We start from the raw sequence: 17,864 nt of genomic DNA, 5'->3' as shown, positions 1-17,864 counted from the left end.
CCCCCGGCCTTGAGCCGGGGGGCCATCTTGCGAAAGATGATGGATGGCCGGGTCAATCCCGGCCATGACCGACTGGAGCAACGGATCGCGAAGCGATGTCCAAGACTTGTTACTACGAAACCCTCAATGTCACGCGCACTGCGACCGACAGCGAGATCAAGTCCTCGTATCGCAAGCTCGCAATGAAGTGGCACCCGGATCGCAATCCGGGTAACAAGGCAGCTGAAAACAAGTTCAAGGAAATCAGCGAGGCCTACGAGGTCCTGAAGGACGGCGACAAGCGCGCCGCCTATGACCGTTTCGGCCATGCTGCGTTCGAGCAGGGCAACGGCGCCAGCGCGCATGGCTTTGGCGCCGATTTCGGCTCCACGTTTTCCGATATTTTCGAAGGCATCTTCGGCATGGCCGGCGGCCGTGGCCGTTCGTCCAGCGGCCGCGAGCGCGGTGCCGATCTCCGCTACAACATGGAGATCACGCTGGAGGATGCCTATTACGGCAAGACCGCCGAAATCCGCATTCCGACATCGGTGACCTGCGAAGCATGTTCGGGCTCGGGCGCCAAGGCAGGCACCCGTCCGAAAGCTTGCGGTACATGCGGCGGCCACGGCCGTGTCCGCCATGCGCAAGGCTTTTTCACACTCGAACGTACGTGCCCGGCCTGTCAGGGACGCGGTCAGGTCATCGAAGACCCGTGCCCGTCATGCTCGGGGTCCGGACGCGTGACGCGGGAGCGCATGCTTTCGGTCAACATTCCGCAAGGCGTCGAGGATGGTACCCGCATCCGCCTGGCCGGTGAGGGCGAAGCCGGCGTGCGCGGCGGCACTGCGGGCGATCTCTACATTTTCCTGTCGCTGGCATCGCATCCGATCTTCCAGCGCGACGGCGCCGATCTGCATTGCCGCGTGCCGGTGTCGATGGTGACGGCTGCGATCGGCGGCGAGTTTGAGGTGCCCTCGATCGATGGCAGCCGCAGCAAGGTCAAGGTCCCGGCCGGCACGCAATCCGGCCGGCGCTTCCGGCTGCAGGGAAAAGGTATGCCTGTGCTGCGCTCAAAGCAGACAGGCGACATGTATGTGCAGGTAGTGGTCGAAACGCCACAGAACCTGACAAAACGTCAGCGCGAATTGCTGGTGGAATTCCAGAAGCTGTCCTCGACAGAAACGCAGCCGGAATCGACCGGATTCTTCGCCCGGGTGAAGGATCTGTTCGATATTGGCTCGCGCCCGCAATGATCCGACCAAGGTCAGGCCCTGGCAGCGCCCTTGGCGGGCGGTTCCAAAACGGCTATGCCTTGGGTGGGTCACAATAGTTTCACATACCTAGCGGCAATGCGTCCCCAGTCCTCCCTCGCCGAAAAAAAGGGCCTGCGTCTCGACGACGAGGTTCGCTTCATTCGCTCCTGGCTGGAAAAGCCATTAGCGATCGGCGCGGTTACCCCGTCCGGGCGGGTGCTGGCGCGGACCATGGCCCGATATGTCGACACATCGATCCCAGGCCCCGTCGTCGAGCTTGGCCCGGGTACGGGACCGGTGACCGAAGCGCTGGTGGCGCGCGGTGTCCCGCAAAAGCGCCTTGTGCTGGTCGAGTTCAATCCCGGCTTTTGCCGCATCCTCCGCCAGCGCTTCCCGGAAGCGACGGTGGTGCAGGGTGACGCTTACAGCCTGCGCCGTACGCTCGGCGAAATTCTGGAAGAGCCGGCCGCTGCAATGGTCTCGGGCCTGCCGCTGCTCAACAAGCCGATGCGCACGCGCCTTCGCCTGATCAACGAGGCGTTCGGCCTGATGCAGGAGAATGCGCCGTTTGTGCAGTTCACCTATTCGATGGCGGCGCCTCCGATTCCGAAGGGACTGTCCCGTATCGCGGCGGAAGCGTCCCAGCGCATCTGGATGAACCTGCCGCCAGCACGCGTATGGTGCTATCGCCGCGCGATGGTGTCCTAGTCGCAGTTGTGTTTGCCGATTGATGTCATGGCCGGGTCCGTCCCGGCCATCCACGTTTTAGAACAGGACATCAAGACGTGGCTGCCCGCGACACGCGCGGGCATGACGGAGTTGAGAAGCCTGCGCTATAAGTGCCTCCCATGCCAGCTCCCAAAATTCTGGTTTTTGCGGGATCGATCCGCACCGGCTCGATGAACGCGCAACTTGCCGCGCTGGCGGCGAAGGAGTTTGCGCTCGCGGGCGCAGATACGACACGGATTTCGCTGCTCGATTATCCGATGCCGATCTATGACGGCGATCTCGAAAGCCGTTCCGGGCCGCCGGAATCGGCGATCTCGCTCAAGCGGATGATGCAGCAGCACCAGGGCATCTTCATTGCGAGCCCGGAATACAACGCTTCGGTCACGCCGCTTCTGAAAAACACCCTCGACTGGGTCTCGCGCGTGCGCGAGGGCAAAGAGGCGCCGCTTGCGGTCTACAGGGATCGCGCCTTCGCGCTGGGCGGCGCATCAAATGGCGGCTATGGCGCCATGCGCTCGCTGATGGCATTGCGTCAGGTGCTGGAACAGGGCTGCGGCGCGCTGGTCATTCCCGATCAGATTGCGGTCGCCCGGGCAGGCGACGCATTCGACGACATGGACAATTTCAAGGATGAGGCGAGCAGCAAGCGGCTCAAGGCTGTGGTGCAAAGCCTGATCGAATTCGCGAGGCACTACGCATGACCGCTGCAAGTCCCGATGTAACACCGCGCGACCGGATCATTGTCGCGCTCGACCTGCCGTCCGTTGCGGTGGCCGACAAGCTGGTTTGGCAGCTCGGTGACAGCATTACGTTCTACAAGATCGGCTATCAGCTCGGTTATGCCGGCGGCCTTTCTTTCGCACAGGACCTGATCAAGTCCGGCAAGAAGGTGTTCTTCGACCTGAAGCTGCACGACATCGGCAATACCGTGAACAAGGGCGTGGAGAGCATCGTCAATTCGGGTGCGACCTTCCTCACGGTGCACGCCTATCCGCAGACCATGAAGGCCGCGCTCGATGCGGCGCGCGGCTCGAAGCTGAAGATTCTCGCGGTGACGATCCTCACCTCCTACAACGACACCGATGTCACCGAAGCCGGATATGTCGGCAACGCGCGCGATCAGGTGAAGCGAAAGAGCGAGCAGGCCTGCGCACTCGGCATCGACGGCATTGTCTGCTCGGCCGAGGAGTCCGAGATGCTGCGGCCGATCGTCGGTCCGACGCGGCTGCTGGTGACGCCGGGTATCCGTCCGGCAGGCGCGGAGAGCGGCGACCAGAAGCGGATCATGACGCCGGCTGCGGCTGTTCGCGCCGGTTCGGACTATCTCGTGGTCGGGCGACCGATTACCGGCGTCGCCGATCCGAAGGCGGCTGCGGATGCGATCGTGCAGGAAGTGGCAGAGGCCACACAATCGTAAGGGAGGCGGCAATGGCGAAGGGCTACTGGATCGCGAGTGTCGATGTGCAAAGCGAAGAGGGCTACAAGCCCTATGCTGCGGCCAATCCGGAGATCTTCAAGAAATACGGCGGCCGGTTCGTCATCCGCGGCGGCCGGTCGCAATGCGTCGAGGGCAAGGCCCGGAGCCGCAATGTGGTGATCGAATTTCCGGACTATGAGTCGGCGCTCGCCTGCTACAATTCGCCGGAATACCAGGCGAACATCAAGGTACGGCAGCCTCATGCCGATGCGAATATCCTGGTCATCGAAGGGTTTGACGGCCCGCAGCCGTAATCCATTACGGTGTCATCCCCGGGCTTGACCCGCGCACCGATCTTCCTTGAAAAGCGATATGGCCGCGTCACGCTGACACGCAGCGGTGCGGCCTGACAGCCGAAAGGCCTGGAGCACAGACATGTCGGACATGCGGCTGATCGTGGCGGGAGCGGGCGGACGCATGGGCCGGACACTCATTCGCGCCATCGCCGACACGAGGGGCGTCACGCTGTCCGGCGCGCTGGAAGAGCCTGGCTCTCCGCTGCTCGGCCGCAATGCGTCTGATCTCGCCGGAGTCGGCGGGCAGGACATCCCCATCACCGACGATGCAGAAACGCTGCTCGGCGATGCCGATGGCATCATCGACTTCACGATTCCAAGGGCGACCGTCGCGCTCGCGAAGCTCGCGGCCAAGGCCGGGATCGTGCACGTGATCGGCACCACCGGCTTCACTGCGGCCGACGACGCCGCGATCGCCGATGCCGCAAAGAAAGCGGTGATCGTGAAGTCCGGCAACATGAGCCTCGGCGTCAATCTGCTCGCCGCGCTGGTGAAGCGCGTCGCGAAGACCCTCGACGAGGAATTCGATATCGAAGTCGTCGAGATGCACCACAACAAGAAGATAGACGCGCCGTCCGGCACGGCCTTGCTGCTCGGCCGCGCCGCGGCGGAAGGCCGAAACATCGATCTCGACAAGCGCTCGGTGCGCTCGCGCGACGGCCATACCGGCGCCCGCAATGCCGGCGACATCGGGTTCGCGACGCTGCGCGGCGGCAGCGTGGTCGGTGAGCATAACGTGATCTTTGCAGGCCCCGCCGAACGGATAGAACTCGGTCACAAGGCGGAAGACCGCATGATTTTCGCGCGCGGCGCCGTGAAGGCGGCTCTGTGGGCGAAGGACCAGAAGCCCGGCCTCTATTCGATGATGGATGTGCTGGGGCTGAAGGATTTCTGACCCTCCGATGGGCGCGCTCAGGCGGCGGATCAACCGGGTTTCGCACTGGACCGGTCTGCTGCTCGGGCTGCCGCTCGTGGTTTTCGCCGTCTATATCGCGATCAGCGGCCAGGGGATGACCGACCCGGACGACCGGGCCGAGATGATCGGTGCGGCGCTGTTCTTTTCAATTGTCGCGCCGCTGGTGTATCTCGTGGCGCGCACGGTCGGGTGGATCTCGACCGAAATCGTCGACTGACAAGGATTGTGGGATGGACCGTCTTCTTGTGCTGGTGCGTCACGGCCAGAGCGAATGGAACCTGAAAAACCTGTTCACCGGCTGGCGTGACGTCGACCTGACCGAACAGGGTGTCGCGGAAGCCAAGGAGGCCGGACGCAAGCTGAAGGCCCAGGGCATTGTCTTCGATGTCGCCTTTACCTCCGCACTGAAGCGCGCGCAGCGCACGCTCGATCTGCTGCTCGCGGAAATGGGCCAGAGCGGCATTCCGATTGTCCGCGATCAGGCCCTGAACGAGCGCGACTATGGTGACCTGTCGGGCCTCAACAAGGACGACGCCCGCAAGAAGTGGGGCGAGGAGCAGGTCCATATCTGGCGCCGCTCCTTTGACATCGCGCCACCTGGCGGTGAATCGCTGCGGGATACGCTCGCGCGCACGCTGCCCTATTATGTGCAGGAGATCCTGCCGGCGGTGCTGCAGGGTAAGCGCACCGTGATCGCGGCGCATGGCAATTCACTGCGCGCGCTGGTGATGGTGCTGGAAAAGCTGTCGCCCGAAGGAATCCTGAAGCGCGAGATCGCGACCGGCGTGCCGATCATCTATCGTCTCAATGCCGATGCGACGGTCGCATCGAAACTCGACCTCGCGGGATGATCCTGCTGCATTTGCCGGCACAATGAAGCGTTAACGCTTCGCGCTAACCACATTTCGCAAATGTCGTTGATCGACCCTCCGGTGATGCTGTTTGCCGGAGGGTATGCGTATTGTACTGGCGTCTTTAAGTGCTGCGTTGAGCGTGGTGAGTTCGCAGGCCGCTGAGCTGGTCGAGCGGCCGCCGCAATTCGTTGCGATTGCGTTCGACAACTGCACCGAGCTTGAGCGCTGGCAGGAGTGGAGCGATTTCGCGGCCGAGCTCAACCGCGACGGCGAGCGGGTCCGCTTCACCTTCTTTGTCAGCGGCATCAACTTCCTCAGCAACGCGAAGAAGACTCTCTATCAGGGACCGAGCCAGGCCCGCGGCGCCTCGCGTATCAATTTCGGTGGCAGCGCCGACGACGTGCGCAAGCGCGTCGCATTCATGAACGCGCTGCATCGCGACGGCCACGAGATGGCATCACATGCGGTCGGTCATTTCGACGGGCGCGGCTGGGGCGCCGGAAGCTGGAATTCCGAATTCACGAGTTTCGATAATTTGCTGACCAATGTCGTGCGCAACAACGAGCTTGCGCCGGATGAGGGCTTTGCCTTCTCGTCGAAGGATATTGTGGGTTTCCGCGCGCCGTATCTGGCGCATAGCGCGGGGCTTTATACGACGCTCGCGGAGCGAGGCTTTCGTTACGATACCAGCGGCACCATGCCTTCAAATGCATGGCCGGAGAAGCGCGACGGCATCTGGCGCTTCAATCTTGCGGAGATAAAGCTCGCGGGGTCGGGGCGTGCCACGCTGTCGATGGACTACAACTTCCTGGTGGCGCAATCCGGCGCCGCGCCGATCGCAAGCCGCCGCGAACAATTCCGCCGGCAGATGCTGGACAGCTATCTGAGTTACTTCCGCGCCAACTATACCGGCAATCGTGCGCCGATTCACATCGGGCATCACTTTAGTGACTATCAGAACGGTGCCTACCGCGAAGCGCTGAAACAATTCGCACGCAGCGTCTGCGGTCTGCCGGAGGTGCGCTGCGTTACCTACAAGACCCTCGCCGATTTCATGGACGGGCTGCAGCCCGAGATGCTGGCGGCGTATCGCAAGGGCGATTTCCCGCGGGCGATCGAACCGGTGCTTGCCGGTGTCGGTGAAACTGTGGGGGCAGGGCGGTAGAGCGAGGCGCGCCTCCTTACGCCAGCCGCCCCGCTTCCCAGCCGAGCATGGCGCGCTTGCGCGTGAGGCCCCAGTGATAGCCGGTGAGTTCGCCGCTTTTACCGATGACGCGGTGACACGGGACTACAAACGAGACCGGGTTCTTGCCGACCGCCGCACCGACGGCACGCGCCGCCTTGGGAGCCTCGAGCTTCCTCGCGATGTCCGAATAGGTGGTGAAGTGGCCCATCGGAATCCTTAGCAGCGTTTCCCACACGCGCACCTCGAAGTCGGTGCCGATCAGGACGACGCGAAGCGGCTGATCCTGCCGCCACAGGTCCGGATCGAAGATGCGGGCCGCAACGGAGGTCGTCGCCGCGGGGTTTTCCACATAGGCGGCTTTCGGCCATCGGCGTTTCATGTCCTCCAGCGCCGATTGCTCGTCTCCGGGATCGAAGAGGCCGAGTCCGGCAAGTCCGCGCGGCGCGAGCATCACCAGCGCGCCGCCGAAAGGCGAGGCATGGAAGCCGTAGCGCAGCGTGAGACCTTCGCCGCCGGCCTTCCATTCACCGGGCGACATCGCCTCGTGGGTCACGAACAGATCGTGCAGACGTCCGGGGCCGGACAGGCCGACTTCGTAGGTTGCTTCGAGCACGCTCGCGGAGTCGCGCAGCAATTCGCGCGCGCGGTCGAGGGTCAGCGCCTGAAGAAAATCTTTCGGTGTCAGTCCGGCCCAGCGCCGGAACAGGTGATGCAGTTCGGTCGGCGTGACCTGCGCGGCTTCGGCGATGGTCGCAATATCGGGCTGTTGCCGCCAGTTGCCGCGGATGTGGGCGATGGCGCGCCGGACCACGTCGTAATCGTCGGCGGCGGCATCGAGGCTGGTAGAGGCACAGACACGGTCGGGGGACAGCATGGCGGTTCTCGTCATTGTGTCTCTCCGAGGTAATCCCGCAGCTTAGCCGGTCCCACCCGATTCCTGCTCAGGCTATCACGGTGCGATCGGGCCCGCGCTTCGCCGCGGCGAGGGCCGCCTGCAGCGCGTTGCCGAAGCTCTCCTTTTCCTCGGGCGCGAGGAACGACGCGATCTGCCGCCGTTCGCCGCGCCACACGAGATGCAGGCTCTGCACTCCGAATTCCTCGTGCACGTCGCGGTCAAGCCTCACCCATAGCGGATTGCAGCGCCACTCGATCACCGCGCCGCGTGCGCTGACCTTGCGGAACATCAGCTCGGTGGGTGTCACGACGATCTCCTCGTAGGCGCGGCCGTCCCGGTAGTTGATCCGAAACGCCCAGTAGAGGAGCAGGACATCGAGTCCGAAAAAACCGGTGATCGGCCATGCGCCGGCAACGGCGAAAACGAGGCCGCACACGAAGCTGATGCCGGCCACCGCGAGCATGAGGATGCCGAAGCCGCGTTTTCCCAGCGAGCGGTTCGGCGTCATCACTGCTGAAAACAGTGGGGTATCCGGTTTCGGGTCGTTGTTTGGCATCATTCAAAACAATATACGGGAGAAATGGCAAAAAAGACGACCGGCCCGGCGGCCAAGGCAAAAAAGCGAAAAGGCGCCTCGAAGGCCGCTGCGAAGGCGGCGCTGACAGCCGCGAAGGCCGGCAAGGCGGCGAAGCCGAAGTCTGCGAAGGCGCAAGCGGAAGCCGATATCGAGGCGGCGCACGGCGACATTCGGCCCTGGACGCGGGCCGAAGTCACCGAAGCGTTCCGTCGCTTTCAGGCCGTCGACCCCGCGCCGAAAGGCGAATTGCAGCACGTCAATCCGTTCACGCTCCTCGTCGCGGTGGTGCTGTCGGCGCAGGCGACAGATGCCGGCGTCAACAAGGCGACGCCCGCCTTGTTCGCGGCGGCAGATACCCCGGAAAAGATGGCGGCGCTCGGCGAAGCCACGGTGCGCGACTTCATCAAGACCATCGGGCTCTATCGCAACAAGGCGAAAAACGTGATCGCGTTATCCGAAAAGCTGATCGCCGAGCATGGCGGTGAGGTGCCGGCCGATCGTGAGGCGCTGGAGAAGCTGCCGGGCGTCGGGCGCAAGACTGCGAATGTCGTGCTCAACATGGCGTTCGATCAGCCGACCATGGCCGTGGACACGCATGTGTTCCGGGTCTCGAACCGCACCGGACTTGCGCCGGGGAAAAACGTGCTTGAGGTCGAACTGAAGCTGCTGGATGTGATCCCGGCGGAATTCATGATGCATGCGCATCACTGGCTGATCCTGCACGGGCGCTATGTCTGCCTCGCGCGCAAGCCGTTGTGCGAGAAGTGCGTGATCGCGGATCTGTGCCGCTGGCCGGGAAAGACGGCGCTGGCGGCGTGATTTGTTCACCTCCCCCTGGAAGGGGAGGTCCACTGCCGCAGGCAGTCGGGTGGGGTCATCTTGCCGGCCATGCAGATCTTGGCATGACCCCTCCCCAGCCTTCCCCCTTTGCAGGGGGGAGGGAGCGCACTGTGCGCGTGGAGAGGGCGCTACTCCGCCGCCTGTTTCCAGGTGTCGATCTGCGGCTTCGGCTTGGCCTTCAGCTTCAGCTCGGTGAGATCGGCGCGCTCGCGATCCGAATTGCGGAACAGCTGGTCGCGGCCCGACAGATATTGCGGCGGGCAATGCACGTCGGACGCCCCGTACCAGCCGGCCGAACGCAGGGTGAAATACGGGTCCATCAGATGCGGCCGTGCAAGTGCGACGAGGTCGGCGCGTGCGGATGCGACGATGGTGTTGACCTGATCGGCGGTGGTGACGGCGCCGACCGCCATGGTCGCGATATGCGCCTCGTTGCGGATCTGGTCGGAGAACGGCGTCTGGTACATGCGACCGTAGATCGGCGCGGATTGCGGATCGGTCTGACCGGTCGACACGTCGATCATGTCGCAGCCCGCCGCCTTGAACATCTCCGAGATCTTTACGGCGTCATCGCCGGTGATGCCGCCGTCGATCCAGTCGGTCGCGGAGATGCGCACCGACATTGGCTTGTTCTCGGGCCACGCCTTGCGCATCGCACGGAACACCTCGAGCGGGAAGCGCATGCGGTTCTCGAGCGAGCCGCCGAATTCGTCAGTGCGCTTGTTGGTGATCGGCGAGATGAAGCTCGCGAGCAGATAGCCGTGTGCGGCGTGCAGTTCGACCATGTCGAAGCCGGCACGATCGGCGCGCTTCACCGCCGCGACAAAGTCCGCGATCGTGCGCTCCATGTCTGCGCGCGTCATTTCGCGCGGCACCTGGCTGTTCGGAAAATACGGGATCGGCGAGGCCGAAACGATCGGCCATGCCCCTTCGGGCAGCGGCTCGCTGTCACCTTCCCATGACAGCTTGGTCGCGCCCTTGCGGCCCGCATGTCCGAGCTGCATGCAGATCTTCGCTGCGGAATTGGCATGCACGAAATCAACGATGCGCTTCCACGCGGCTTCCTGCTCGTCGTTCCAGAGCCCGGTGCAGCCCGGCGAGATGCGGGCGTCGGCTGAAACGTCGGTCATCTCGGTGTAGAGGAGGCCGGCGCCGCCGATGGCGCGGCTGCCGAGATGCACGAGATGCCAGTCGTTCGGCAGACCGTCCTTGGCCGAGTATTGGCACATCGGCGACACCACGACGCGGTTCGGGACCACCATGTCGCGCAGCCGGAAAGGCTGAAACATCGGCGGCACCGGCGTCTTGGTATCGACTTTGGGGAAGCCCGCGGCCTTGGTTTCGTCGGCCATCATGTGATCGACTTCGTCGACGAATTCCGGCGCACGCAGCGCGAGATTGTCGTAGGTGATCGCCTTCGAGCGAGTCATCAGGCCGAACACGAAGCGGGTCGGATTCATGTTCCAGAACCGCTTCACGTGCTCGAACCAGACCAGCGACACGTTTGCGGAGTGCTGGGTCTTCTCGACTTCCTCGCGCCGGGTCTGCTCGTAATGCGCCAGCGCCGCCTTCACGTTCTGGCCGCCGGCCTTGCGGAACGATTCGTAGAGACCGATCGCATCTTCCATCGCGAGCTTGGTGCCCGAGCCGATGGAGAAGTGTGCGGTTGCCTTGGCGTCGCCAAGGATGACGCAGTTCTCGTAGACCCAGCGCTCGCAGCGGATGGCCGGGAAGTTGCGCCACATCGACCGGTTGATGATCAGCTTGTGGCCTTGCAATTCCTCGGCGAACAGCTCTTCCATGAGCTTCGCGCTGCCGGCTTCGTCCAGCGGATCGAGGCCGAATTTCGCGAAGGTCTCCGGATCGGTCTCGAAGATCCAGGTCGAGCGACCGGGCTCGTACTGATAGGAGTGGACGATGACGATGCCGTATTTCGTCTCCTTGAAATAGAAGGTGAAGGCATCGAGCGGCTTGGTTGAACCCATCCAGGTGAAGCGGTTGGGCCGCAGGTCGACACTCGGCTTGAAGTGATCGATGTAGGTCTCACGGATGCGCGAGTTGATGCCATCCGAACCGATCACGAGGTCTGAGTCGCGCAGGGCGGCCTGGATGTCGGTCACCTCGTGCTGGAACTTGAGTTCGACGCCCAGCTGTTGTGCGCGCTGGTGCAGCAGTCGCAGCAGGGTCGCGCGCGAGCAGCCGCAGAAGCCGTTGCCGCCGATCCGGTGCACCGTGCCCTTGAAGCGGATCTCGATGTCGTCCCAATAGGCGAAGTTCTCAGTGATCGAGCGATAGCTCTCGAGGTCGTAGTTCTGGAAGGTCTCGAGCGTCTGGTCCGAGAACACGACGCCGAAGCCGAACGTGTCGTCCGGACGGTTGCGTTCGTAGACCGTGATCTGGGCCTGCGGCCACGCCTTCTTGTACAGGATGGAAAAGTAGAGTCCGGCGGGGCCGCCGCCAATCACGCTGACCTTCATGGGAGCCTCCGCGCCTTGCGGCTGTTGAAGATTATTTTAAGCTTAAAGGAAATCCGCGCAAGCGGGATTTGATGTTCGTCAAAAGGGCCAACAAATTCATCGGGGGTGCAGTCGCACGCAAAAATTGCCGATCGCGACAGCCGTTCGAGAGGAGTGCTTGAGCCCTATAAATTTTAAGCTTAAAGTATCCTCCAGCTTCCGGCGGATATCGGACCCTTCATGGCAACGCTCTCGGGACGGCATGCACTCGTCACAGGTGGCGGCCGCGGCATTGGACGCGCGGTGGCTGCGGCCCTTTCGGCCGCCGGAGCGACCGTGACCGTCCTCGGCCGCCAGAAGGCCGCGCTCGAGGATGCTGTTTCGGCAGGTCACGCCGCGGGCTTCATCGCCGCCGATGTGACCGATGCAGCCGCAATCGATGCCGGGATCAAGCAGGCCGAGGCGGAGCGCGGTCCGATCGACACCCTTGTTGCGAATGCCGGCGGTGTTTCGACGGCGCCGTTTGGCAAGACAGATCCCGCGCAATTCCAGAAGCTGTTCGACCTGAATGTCATGGGCATCGTCCATGGAACTCGCGCTGTGCTGCCGGGCATGGTGGCGCGCAAGTTCGGCCGCATCATTGCGGTTGCTTCGACCGCGGGGCTGAAGGGATATCCCTATGTCACGGCCTATTGCACGACCAAGCATGCGGTGGTCGGTCTCGTGCGGTCGCTTGCGGTGGAAACCGCCCGGACCGGCGTGACCGTGAATGCGATCTGCCCCGGCTACACCGACACCGATCTCGTGCGCGAGTCGGTTGCCGCCGTCTCGGCCAAGACCGGTAAGTCGGCTGACGATGTGGTCGCGCAATACGTCAAGGACGTGCCGATGGCGCGGCTGATCAAGCCGGAAGAGGTCGCGGCCGCGGTGCTCTATCTGTGCTCTGTCGAAGCCGGCGCGGTGACCGGCACAGCCATGACGGTCGCGGGCGGAGAAATCTGAATGAGCGACACTGCGACATTGCCGCTCGACGCGGAAACAAAGGTCGCCGAACGGCCTGCCGATCACGAAGCCGAGCTGCGGCTGTGGCTGCGCCTCCTGACCTGCACGACGCTGATCGAAAACGAAATCCGTCAGCGGCTGCGCACCGAATTCGACATCACGCTGCCGCGCTTCGATCTGATGGCGCAGCTCGACCGCGCCCAGAACGGCATGACGCTCGGTGAGCTGTCGCAGCGCATGATGGTGTCGAACGGCAATGTCACGGGCCTCGTGGAGCGCCTCGTCTCGCTCAACCTGGTTGAGCGCAAGCCGGCGCCAAATGATCGCCGTGCCATGATCGTGACGCTGACGCCGGAAGGGCGCCGCACCTTCCGTTCGCTCGCACGCACGCACGAGAACTGGATCGCCGATATTTTTTCGGGTCTCGAACCTGACGAGATAGAGACCCTGATGAAGCTGCTTGCAAAGACCAAGACGTCGGCTCGCAAGGCGATCGACGCGGAGGATTCTGAATGACCCTGAACACGCATCATCCGGTGTCGCTTCCGCTCGCGTCCTACAAGGCGCAGCATGTGAAGTTCACCGTGGAGGGCAAGCTCGCGGCGCTGACGCTCAACCGGCCGGAACGCAAGAATCCGCTCACCTTCCAGAGCTACGCCGAGATTGCGGGCATCTTCCGTGCCGCGGCGAGCGACGATCAGGTCAAAGCGTTCGTGATCACCGGCGAGGGCGGAAATTTCTGCTCGGGCGGCGATGTGTTCGAGATCATCGGCCCGCTGGTCGAGATGGATACGGTGAACCTGCTCAAGTTCACCAAGATGACGGGCGAGGCGGTGAAGGCGATGCGCGCCGCGCCGCAGACCATCATCGCGGCGGTCGACGGCGTCTGCGCCGGCGCAGGCGCGATCCTTGCGATGGCGTCGGACCTGCGCGTCGGCACGGCCAAGGCGAAGGTGGCGTTCCTCTTCAATCGCGTCGGCCTTGCCGGCTGCGACATGGGCGCGTGCGCGATCCTGCCCCGCATCATCGGTCAGGGCCGCGCGGCGGAGCTTCTCTATACCGGGCGTGTGATGGGCGGCGAGGAAGCCGAGCGCTGGGGCTTCTTCAACAGGCTTTCGTCGCCGGAAAATGTGCTCGCCGATGCGACAGCGCTCGCCAACGAACTCTGCGCCGGTCCGACCTTCGCCAACGGCATGACCAAGCGCATGCTGGAGATGGAATGGGCGATGTCGGTCGAGCAGTCGATCGAGGCCGAAGCGGTCGCACAGGCGCTGTGCATGGAGACGGAAGACTTCAAGCGCGCGTTCCACGCTTTTGCGAACAAGCATAAGCCGGTCTTCGAGGGGAACTAGATGTCGCTCGCCGAAACCCTTCGCTGGCCCTTCTTTCACAACGGCCACCGCGAATTTGCTGAGCGGCTCAATCGCTGGGCGGCAGATAATTTGCACAAGTTGCCGCATGACGATGTGGATGAGGCCTGCCGCGCGCGCGTGAAGGCCTTGGGCGAAGCGGGTTTCCTTGCGCCGACCGTGCCGGCGGAATTCGGCGGGACCTACCCGCAATTCGATGTGCGCACGCTGTGCCTCGCGCGCGAAATCCTTGGCTTCCACGACGGCCTGTCCGACTTTGCCTTTGCAATGCAGGGGCTCGGCACCGGGTCGATCACGCTGTTCGGCTCGCAGGAGCTGAAGCAGCGCTATCTGCCGAATGTCGGAAAGGGCAAGGCGATTGCCGCCTTCGCGCTGTCCGAGCCGGAAGCTGGCTCCGATGTCGCCGCGATGGCGATGACCGCGACGCCGGACGGCAACACGCATGTGCGGCTCGACGGCCGGAAAACCTGGATTTCGAACGGCGGCATCGCGGATCATTACGTGGTGTTCGCGCGTACCGGCGAAGCGCCCGGCGCCCGCGGGCTTTCCGCATTCATGGTCGATGCCGACGCGTCGGGACTGTCGATCGAGGAACGGATCGAGGTGATCGCGCCGCATCCGCTGGCGACGCTGAAATTCGACAATGTGCGCATCCCGGTGACCAATCGCCTCGGCGCGCCGGGCGAAGGCTTCAAGGTCGCGATGGCGACGCTCGATATTTTCCGTTCGACGGTGGGCGCTGCCGCGCTCGGCTTTGCGCGCCGCGCGCTGCACGAGATGACCGAGCGCGCTGCGACCCGCAAATTGTTCGGCGCGCCGCTCGGCGACCTGCAGATGACGCAAGGCGCGCTTGCCGATTCCATCACCGATGTCGATACTTCGGCTCTGCTGGTCTATCGCTCGGCCTGGACCAAGGACAATGGTGCGGCGCGTGTCACCAGCGAAGCCGCCATGGCCAAGATGCACGCGACCGAGGCCGCGCAACGTGTGATCGATCGCGCGGTGCAGCTGTTCGGCGGCCAGGGCGTGACCAAGGGCGTGAAGGTCGAAGAGCTGTATCGGGAAATTCGTGCGCTGCGCATCTACGAGGGCGCGACCGAAGTGCAGAAGGTCGTGATCGCGCGCGAAGCCTTGAAAAATCATGCGGCCGGCAAGGCTGCAGGCAAGTGACCTGTGGAGAGCAAGGGTCAGACAGGAGCAGCATCATGATCCGCTCGGGACATATCGACACCTTCGCCCGGGACAATCTCCCGCCGCAGGATCAGTGGCCGGAATTCCTGTTCACGCTGCCGGAGCTGCAATATCCGGAGCGCCTGAACTGCGTGACCGAGTTTGTCGACAAGTGGGTCGCGTCCGGACAGGGCGATCGCATCGCGATCATTTCTCCGACGGAGACGCTGACCTATGCGCAACTCGCCGAGCGCATCAATCGCATCGCGAATGTGCTGACACGCGATCTGGGATTTGTGTCGGGCAACCGCGTGCTGCTTCGGTCCGCCAACAATCCGATGATGATCGCGACCTACCTCGCCGTAATGAAGGCTGGCGGCGTGACCATTGCGACCATGCCGCTGCTTCGCGCCAAGGAACTCTCCTACACAGTCAAGAAAGCGAAGATTAAACTCGCGCTGTGCGACAAGAAACTTGCCGACGAACTGGAAAAGACCAAGCCGCTCGCGCCTGAGCTTGAGCGCGTGGTCTATTGGGGCGACGGCGAGCTCGAAGCCCTGATGAACAAGCCGGGCTATGAGACCTTTACGGCCTGCGATACCTCGTCCGACGATGTGTGTCTGATTGCGTTCACCTCCGGCACGACGGGCGAGCCCAAGGGCACCATGCATTTTCATCGGGACATGCTCGCGCCCTGCGATTCTTACGGAAAATATGTGCTGCAGGCCTCGCCGGACGATCGCTTCATCGGGTCGGCGCCGCTTGCCTTCACCTTCGGGCTTGGCGGCCACGTGCTGTTTCCGTTCCGCATCGGGGCCTCGACAATCCAGCTCGAGAAGCTGACGCCGGACGAACTCCTGCCCGCGATCGAACAATACAAGGCGACGGTGGTGTTCACCGCGCCCACCGCCTATCGCGCGGTCACGCCGCACGTCGACAAGTTCGACATTTCGTCGCTGCGTATCTGCGTATCCGCGGGCGAGACGCTGCCGAAGATCACCTTCGATGCGTGGAAGAAGGCAACGGGGTTGACCATCCTCGACGGCATCGGCGGCACCGAGATGATGCACATCTTCATCGGCTCGCCGGAAGCTTCGGTGCGTGCCGGCGCGACGGGCCAGCCAGTGCCCGGCTATATCGCGAAAGTTGTCGACGACAGCTTCAATGAGGTGCCGCGCGGCACCATCGGTCGCCTCGCCGTGAAGGGGCCGACCGGCTGCCGCTATCTCGCCGATCCGCGTCAGACGAAGTATGTCCAGAACGGCTGGAACTTCCCGGGCGATACGTACGTGCAGGATGCCGACGGCTATTTCTGGTATCAGGCGCGCTCCGACGACATGATCATCTCGTCGGGCTACAACATCGCCGGTCCCGAAGTGGAAGAAGTGCTGCTTGCGCATCCCGCTGTCGCCGAGTGCGGCGTGGTCGGTGCGCCGGATGCGGAGCGTGGCCACATCGTGAAGGCTTTCATCGTGTTGCGCCCGGGGCATACCGGCGATGCCGCGCTTACGAAGACGCTGCAGGACTTCGTGAAGAATTCCGTCGCTCCGTACAAATATCCGCGCGCGATCGAGTATGTCAGCGCCCTGCCCAAGACGCAGACCGGAAAGCTGCAGCGCTTCGAATTGCGCAAGATGGCCGAGGCAAGCGCGGAGAAAATCGCATCGTGACGATGGTCACGCGCGGTTTGTGACATCGTTTTTCGTCTGATCGATGGCCGGGGCGATTCCGCCCCGCCAGGACAAGAGTTGGAGACCTCCTGTGTCGGATACCAGCGCACGCAACACCGTTCTCAATCCGCCCGGCTGGCCGCAGCCAAAAGGCTACGCAAACGGCATCAAGGCTCGCGGCAACATGGTGTTTGTCGGGGGCATGATCGGCTGGGACATTCACGGCAAACTGCCGCAGGGCTTTGTCGCGCAGACAAAGCAGCTGCTGGAGAACATCGTCGCGGTGCTGAAGGAAGGCGGCGCCGGTCCTGAGCATGTCGTGCGCATGACCTGGTACGTCACCGACATGGAGGCCTACCGGTCTTCGCTCCCGGAACTCGGCAAGGTCTATCGCGAGGTGATGGGCCGTAATTTCGGCGCCATGGCGCTGGTGCAGGTCGTGTCGCTGGTCGAAAAGGACGCGCTGCTCGAAATCGAGACCACGGCAGTCATACCGGATTGAGCCGCCTGTCTCGTCGCGCCAAAGCCTTTTGACTCCCGGGCCGCAAGCGGGTGAGGTACGTCCGGCCGCAACCGGAGCCGCTCGATTTTGCCAAGGCTGTTGAACCGCCTCAGCTTCAGCGCCGCAATCATCGCGGTGTCGATTGCTGTGCACGTCGGATTCGTCGGCGCCATCGTGCTCGCCGACCGGCGGCATCTGCCGCCGTCCGATCTCCAGTCGATGGACGTCGATCTGGTCAAGCCGGAAGACCTCGCTCCGAAGCAGGTTGAGCCATCGAAACCGCCGGAGCCGCCTAAACAGGCCGAACTGAAACCGCCGGAGCCTCCCAAACAGAAGCCCCCGCAGCCTGCGAAAAGCGAGGCGCCCAAGAATGAGCCCGCCAAGAACGAGGCGACCAAGAACGAGCCGGTGAAGACCGCGCGGGCGCCGGACCCCGATCAGCCCGAAACGCCGCCCGAGCCGAAGCCAGCTGCCAAGCCCGTAAAGCCGGACACACCGCAAGGCGGCCCGGCCGGCGAGGGCAAATCGAAGCTCACCCCTGAGGAGATCGCGTCCCTTCGCGCGCAGATCCAGAAGTGCTGGAAACTGCCGGTGGGCATTCCCGGCATCGTCGGGCTTGAGGTGATCCTGCGTGTGCCGTTCGGCTCGAAGGGGCAGCTCAGCGGCGAGCCGGTGCTGTTGCAGGCCCCGGC

The 17,864-nt window shown here is 63.4% G+C and carries 20 protein-coding genes; 17 read left to right on the top strand and 3 right to left on the bottom strand.

All coding sequences use genetic code 11. The annotated features are described in order from the left end of the window. Positions 1 to 95 precede the first annotated feature (95 nt). The 9 genes from dnaJ to VNZ93_RS02165 all read left to right on the top strand — a co-directional run bounded on the left by dnaJ (position 96) and on the right by VNZ93_RS02165 (position 6,669). Positions 96 to 1,232, top strand: a complete 1,137-nt coding sequence (dnaJ, locus tag VNZ93_RS02205) for a molecular chaperone DnaJ (protein ID WP_325699438.1) — start codon at positions 96 to 98, stop codon at positions 1,230 to 1,232. A gap of 96 nt (positions 1,233 to 1,328) precedes the next feature. Next, entirely contained in the window at positions 1,329 to 1,940 is a 612-nt protein-coding gene (locus tag VNZ93_RS02200; RefSeq protein WP_325699435.1) for a methyltransferase, read from the top strand. A gap of 140 nt (positions 1,941 to 2,080) precedes the next feature. After that, on the top strand, positions 2,081 to 2,662 hold the full coding sequence (locus VNZ93_RS02195) for an NAD(P)H-dependent oxidoreductase (RefSeq protein WP_325699432.1): 582 nt from the start codon (positions 2,081 to 2,083) through the stop codon (positions 2,660 to 2,662). Continuing rightward, positions 2,659 to 3,378 (top strand): orotidine-5'-phosphate decarboxylase, encoded by a 720-nt coding sequence (pyrF, locus tag VNZ93_RS02190; protein ID WP_325699429.1) that lies wholly within the window; start codon positions 2,659 to 2,661, stop codon positions 3,376 to 3,378. The genes VNZ93_RS02195 and pyrF overlap by 4 nt, the downstream gene beginning before the upstream one ends. Positions 3,379 to 3,389: 11 nt before the next feature. Beyond that, positions 3,390 to 3,692 carry a DUF1330 domain-containing protein gene (locus VNZ93_RS02185; RefSeq protein WP_325699427.1) on the top strand — a complete coding sequence of 101 codons (303 nt, stop codon included), beginning with the start codon at positions 3,390 to 3,392 and terminating at the stop codon, positions 3,690 to 3,692. 121 nt (positions 3,693 to 3,813) lie between these two features. Further along, positions 3,814 to 4,629: a 4-hydroxy-tetrahydrodipicolinate reductase gene (dapB, locus tag VNZ93_RS02180; protein ID WP_325699424.1), complete on the top strand. Its 816-nt coding sequence runs from the start codon at positions 3,814 to 3,816 to the stop codon at positions 4,627 to 4,629. A gap of 7 nt (positions 4,630 to 4,636) precedes the next feature. Beyond that, positions 4,637 to 4,867 (top strand): hypothetical protein, encoded by a 231-nt coding sequence (locus VNZ93_RS02175; RefSeq protein WP_325699421.1) that lies wholly within the window; start codon positions 4,637 to 4,639, stop codon positions 4,865 to 4,867. Positions 4,868 to 4,880: 13 nt separating this feature from the next. Continuing rightward, entirely contained in the window at positions 4,881 to 5,501 is a 621-nt protein-coding gene (locus VNZ93_RS02170; protein WP_325699418.1) for a 2,3-bisphosphoglycerate-dependent phosphoglycerate mutase, read from the top strand. A 103-nt stretch (positions 5,502 to 5,604) separates the two neighbouring features. Then, on the top strand, positions 5,605 to 6,669 hold the full coding sequence (locus VNZ93_RS02165) for a hypothetical protein (RefSeq protein ID WP_325699415.1): 1,065 nt from the start codon (positions 5,605 to 5,607) through the stop codon (positions 6,667 to 6,669). Positions 6,670 to 6,685: 16 nt separating this feature from the next. Here the strand turns inward: VNZ93_RS02165 and VNZ93_RS02160 are convergent, their stop codons facing one another. Beyond that, a complete protein-coding gene (locus VNZ93_RS02160; protein WP_325699412.1) occupies positions 6,686 to 7,579 on the bottom strand; it encodes a bifunctional helix-turn-helix domain-containing protein/methylated-DNA--[protein]-cysteine S-methyltransferase in 894 nt (297 codons plus the stop codon). 52 nt (positions 7,580 to 7,631) lie between these two features. After that, positions 7,632 to 8,144 (bottom strand): DUF2244 domain-containing protein, encoded by a 513-nt coding sequence (locus tag VNZ93_RS02155; protein WP_325699409.1) that lies wholly within the window; start codon positions 8,142 to 8,144, stop codon positions 7,632 to 7,634. Positions 8,145 to 8,165: 21 nt separating this feature from the next. Between VNZ93_RS02155 and nth the strand changes: the two genes are divergently transcribed. After that, positions 8,166 to 8,981 (top strand): endonuclease III, encoded by an 816-nt coding sequence (nth, locus tag VNZ93_RS02150; RefSeq protein WP_325699406.1) that lies wholly within the window; start codon positions 8,166 to 8,168, stop codon positions 8,979 to 8,981. A gap of 149 nt (positions 8,982 to 9,130) precedes the next feature. Here nth and VNZ93_RS02145 read toward each other — a convergent pair whose 3' ends face one another. Continuing rightward, on the bottom strand, positions 9,131 to 11,479 hold the full coding sequence (locus VNZ93_RS02145) for a bifunctional salicylyl-CoA 5-hydroxylase/oxidoreductase (protein WP_325699403.1): 2,349 nt from the start codon (positions 11,477 to 11,479) through the stop codon (positions 9,131 to 9,133). Between the two features lie 219 nt (positions 11,480 to 11,698). On the opposite strand from VNZ93_RS02145, the gene VNZ93_RS02140 reads away from it, so the two are divergent. From VNZ93_RS02140 to VNZ93_RS02110, 7 genes are all read left to right on the top strand, one after another. Then, positions 11,699 to 12,460, top strand: coding sequence for an SDR family NAD(P)-dependent oxidoreductase (locus VNZ93_RS02140; protein ID WP_325699400.1), 762 nt, complete (start codon positions 11,699 to 11,701; stop codon positions 12,458 to 12,460). Beyond that, positions 12,461 to 12,976 (top strand): MarR family transcriptional regulator, encoded by a 516-nt coding sequence (locus VNZ93_RS02135; protein WP_325699398.1) that lies wholly within the window; start codon positions 12,461 to 12,463, stop codon positions 12,974 to 12,976. It abuts the gene before it with no gap. Continuing rightward, positions 12,973 to 13,812 carry an enoyl-CoA hydratase family protein gene (locus tag VNZ93_RS02130; protein ID WP_325699395.1) on the top strand — a complete coding sequence of 280 codons (840 nt, stop codon included), beginning with the start codon at positions 12,973 to 12,975 and terminating at the stop codon, positions 13,810 to 13,812. The genes VNZ93_RS02135 and VNZ93_RS02130 overlap by 4 nt, the downstream gene beginning before the upstream one ends. Beyond that, a complete protein-coding gene (locus tag VNZ93_RS02125) occupies positions 13,813 to 15,000 on the top strand; it encodes an acyl-CoA dehydrogenase family protein (RefSeq protein WP_325699392.1) in 1,188 nt (395 codons plus the stop codon). 35 nt (positions 15,001 to 15,035) lie between these two features. Continuing rightward, positions 15,036 to 16,670 carry a benzoate-CoA ligase family protein gene (locus tag VNZ93_RS02120; RefSeq protein ID WP_325699389.1) on the top strand — a complete coding sequence of 545 codons (1,635 nt, stop codon included), beginning with the start codon at positions 15,036 to 15,038 and terminating at the stop codon, positions 16,668 to 16,670. Positions 16,671 to 16,713: 43 nt separating this feature from the next. After that, entirely contained in the window at positions 16,714 to 17,172 is a 459-nt protein-coding gene (locus VNZ93_RS02115) for a RidA family protein (protein ID WP_414709948.1), read from the top strand. Positions 17,173 to 17,271: 99 nt separating this feature from the next. Further along, positions 17,272 to 17,864: hypothetical protein (locus VNZ93_RS02110; RefSeq protein WP_325699384.1), on the top strand; the 593-nt coding region annotated here is incomplete at its 3' end.

Origin of the sequence: Pseudorhodoplanes sp. (assembly GCF_035565795.1) — a bacterium.
Taxonomy (GTDB): Bacteria; Pseudomonadota; Alphaproteobacteria; order Rhizobiales; family Xanthobacteraceae; genus Pseudorhodoplanes.
Note: the sequence above shows the minus strand (reverse complement) of the source record. Positions and strands in the feature narration are given on the sequence as shown.

What these genes read in the sequence shown, in the direction of transcription:
- dnaJ (WP_325699438.1), top strand. Translation starts at nt 96, where the DNA reads ATGTCCAAGACTTGTTACTACGAAACCCTCAATGTCACGCGCACTGCG.
- VNZ93_RS02200 (WP_325699435.1), top strand. Translation starts at nt 1,329, where the DNA reads ATGCGTCCCCAGTCCTCCCTCGCCGAAAAAAAGGGCCTGCGTCTCGAC.
- VNZ93_RS02195 (WP_325699432.1), top strand. Translation starts at nt 2,081, where the DNA reads ATGCCAGCTCCCAAAATTCTGGTTTTTGCGGGATCGATCCGCACCGGC.
- pyrF (WP_325699429.1), top strand. Translation starts at nt 2,659, where the DNA reads ATGACCGCTGCAAGTCCCGATGTAACACCGCGCGACCGGATCATTGTC.
- VNZ93_RS02185 (WP_325699427.1), top strand. Translation starts at nt 3,390, where the DNA reads ATGGCGAAGGGCTACTGGATCGCGAGTGTCGATGTGCAAAGCGAAGAG.
- dapB (WP_325699424.1), top strand. Translation starts at nt 3,814, where the DNA reads ATGTCGGACATGCGGCTGATCGTGGCGGGAGCGGGCGGACGCATGGGC.
- VNZ93_RS02175 (WP_325699421.1), top strand. Translation starts at nt 4,637, where the DNA reads ATGGGCGCGCTCAGGCGGCGGATCAACCGGGTTTCGCACTGGACCGGT.
- VNZ93_RS02170 (WP_325699418.1), top strand. Translation starts at nt 4,881, where the DNA reads ATGGACCGTCTTCTTGTGCTGGTGCGTCACGGCCAGAGCGAATGGAAC.
- VNZ93_RS02165 (WP_325699415.1), top strand. Translation starts at nt 5,605, where the DNA reads ATGCGTATTGTACTGGCGTCTTTAAGTGCTGCGTTGAGCGTGGTGAGT.
- VNZ93_RS02160 (WP_325699412.1), bottom strand. Translation starts at nt 7,579, where the DNA reads ATGACGAGAACCGCCATGCTGTCCCCCGACCGTGTCTGTGCCTCTACC.
- VNZ93_RS02155 (WP_325699409.1), bottom strand. Translation starts at nt 8,144, where the DNA reads ATGATGCCAAACAACGACCCGAAACCGGATACCCCACTGTTTTCAGCA.
- nth (WP_325699406.1), top strand. Translation starts at nt 8,166, where the DNA reads ATGGCAAAAAAGACGACCGGCCCGGCGGCCAAGGCAAAAAAGCGAAAA.
- VNZ93_RS02145 (WP_325699403.1), bottom strand. Translation starts at nt 11,479, where the DNA reads ATGAAGGTCAGCGTGATTGGCGGCGGCCCCGCCGGACTCTACTTTTCC.
- VNZ93_RS02140 (WP_325699400.1), top strand. Translation starts at nt 11,699, where the DNA reads ATGGCAACGCTCTCGGGACGGCATGCACTCGTCACAGGTGGCGGCCGC.
- VNZ93_RS02135 (WP_325699398.1), top strand. Translation starts at nt 12,461, where the DNA reads ATGAGCGACACTGCGACATTGCCGCTCGACGCGGAAACAAAGGTCGCC.
- VNZ93_RS02130 (WP_325699395.1), top strand. Translation starts at nt 12,973, where the DNA reads ATGACCCTGAACACGCATCATCCGGTGTCGCTTCCGCTCGCGTCCTAC.
- VNZ93_RS02125 (WP_325699392.1), top strand. Translation starts at nt 13,813, where the DNA reads ATGTCGCTCGCCGAAACCCTTCGCTGGCCCTTCTTTCACAACGGCCAC.
- VNZ93_RS02120 (WP_325699389.1), top strand. Translation starts at nt 15,036, where the DNA reads ATGATCCGCTCGGGACATATCGACACCTTCGCCCGGGACAATCTCCCG.
- VNZ93_RS02115 (WP_414709948.1), top strand. Translation starts at nt 16,714, where the DNA reads ATGGCCGGGGCGATTCCGCCCCGCCAGGACAAGAGTTGGAGACCTCCT.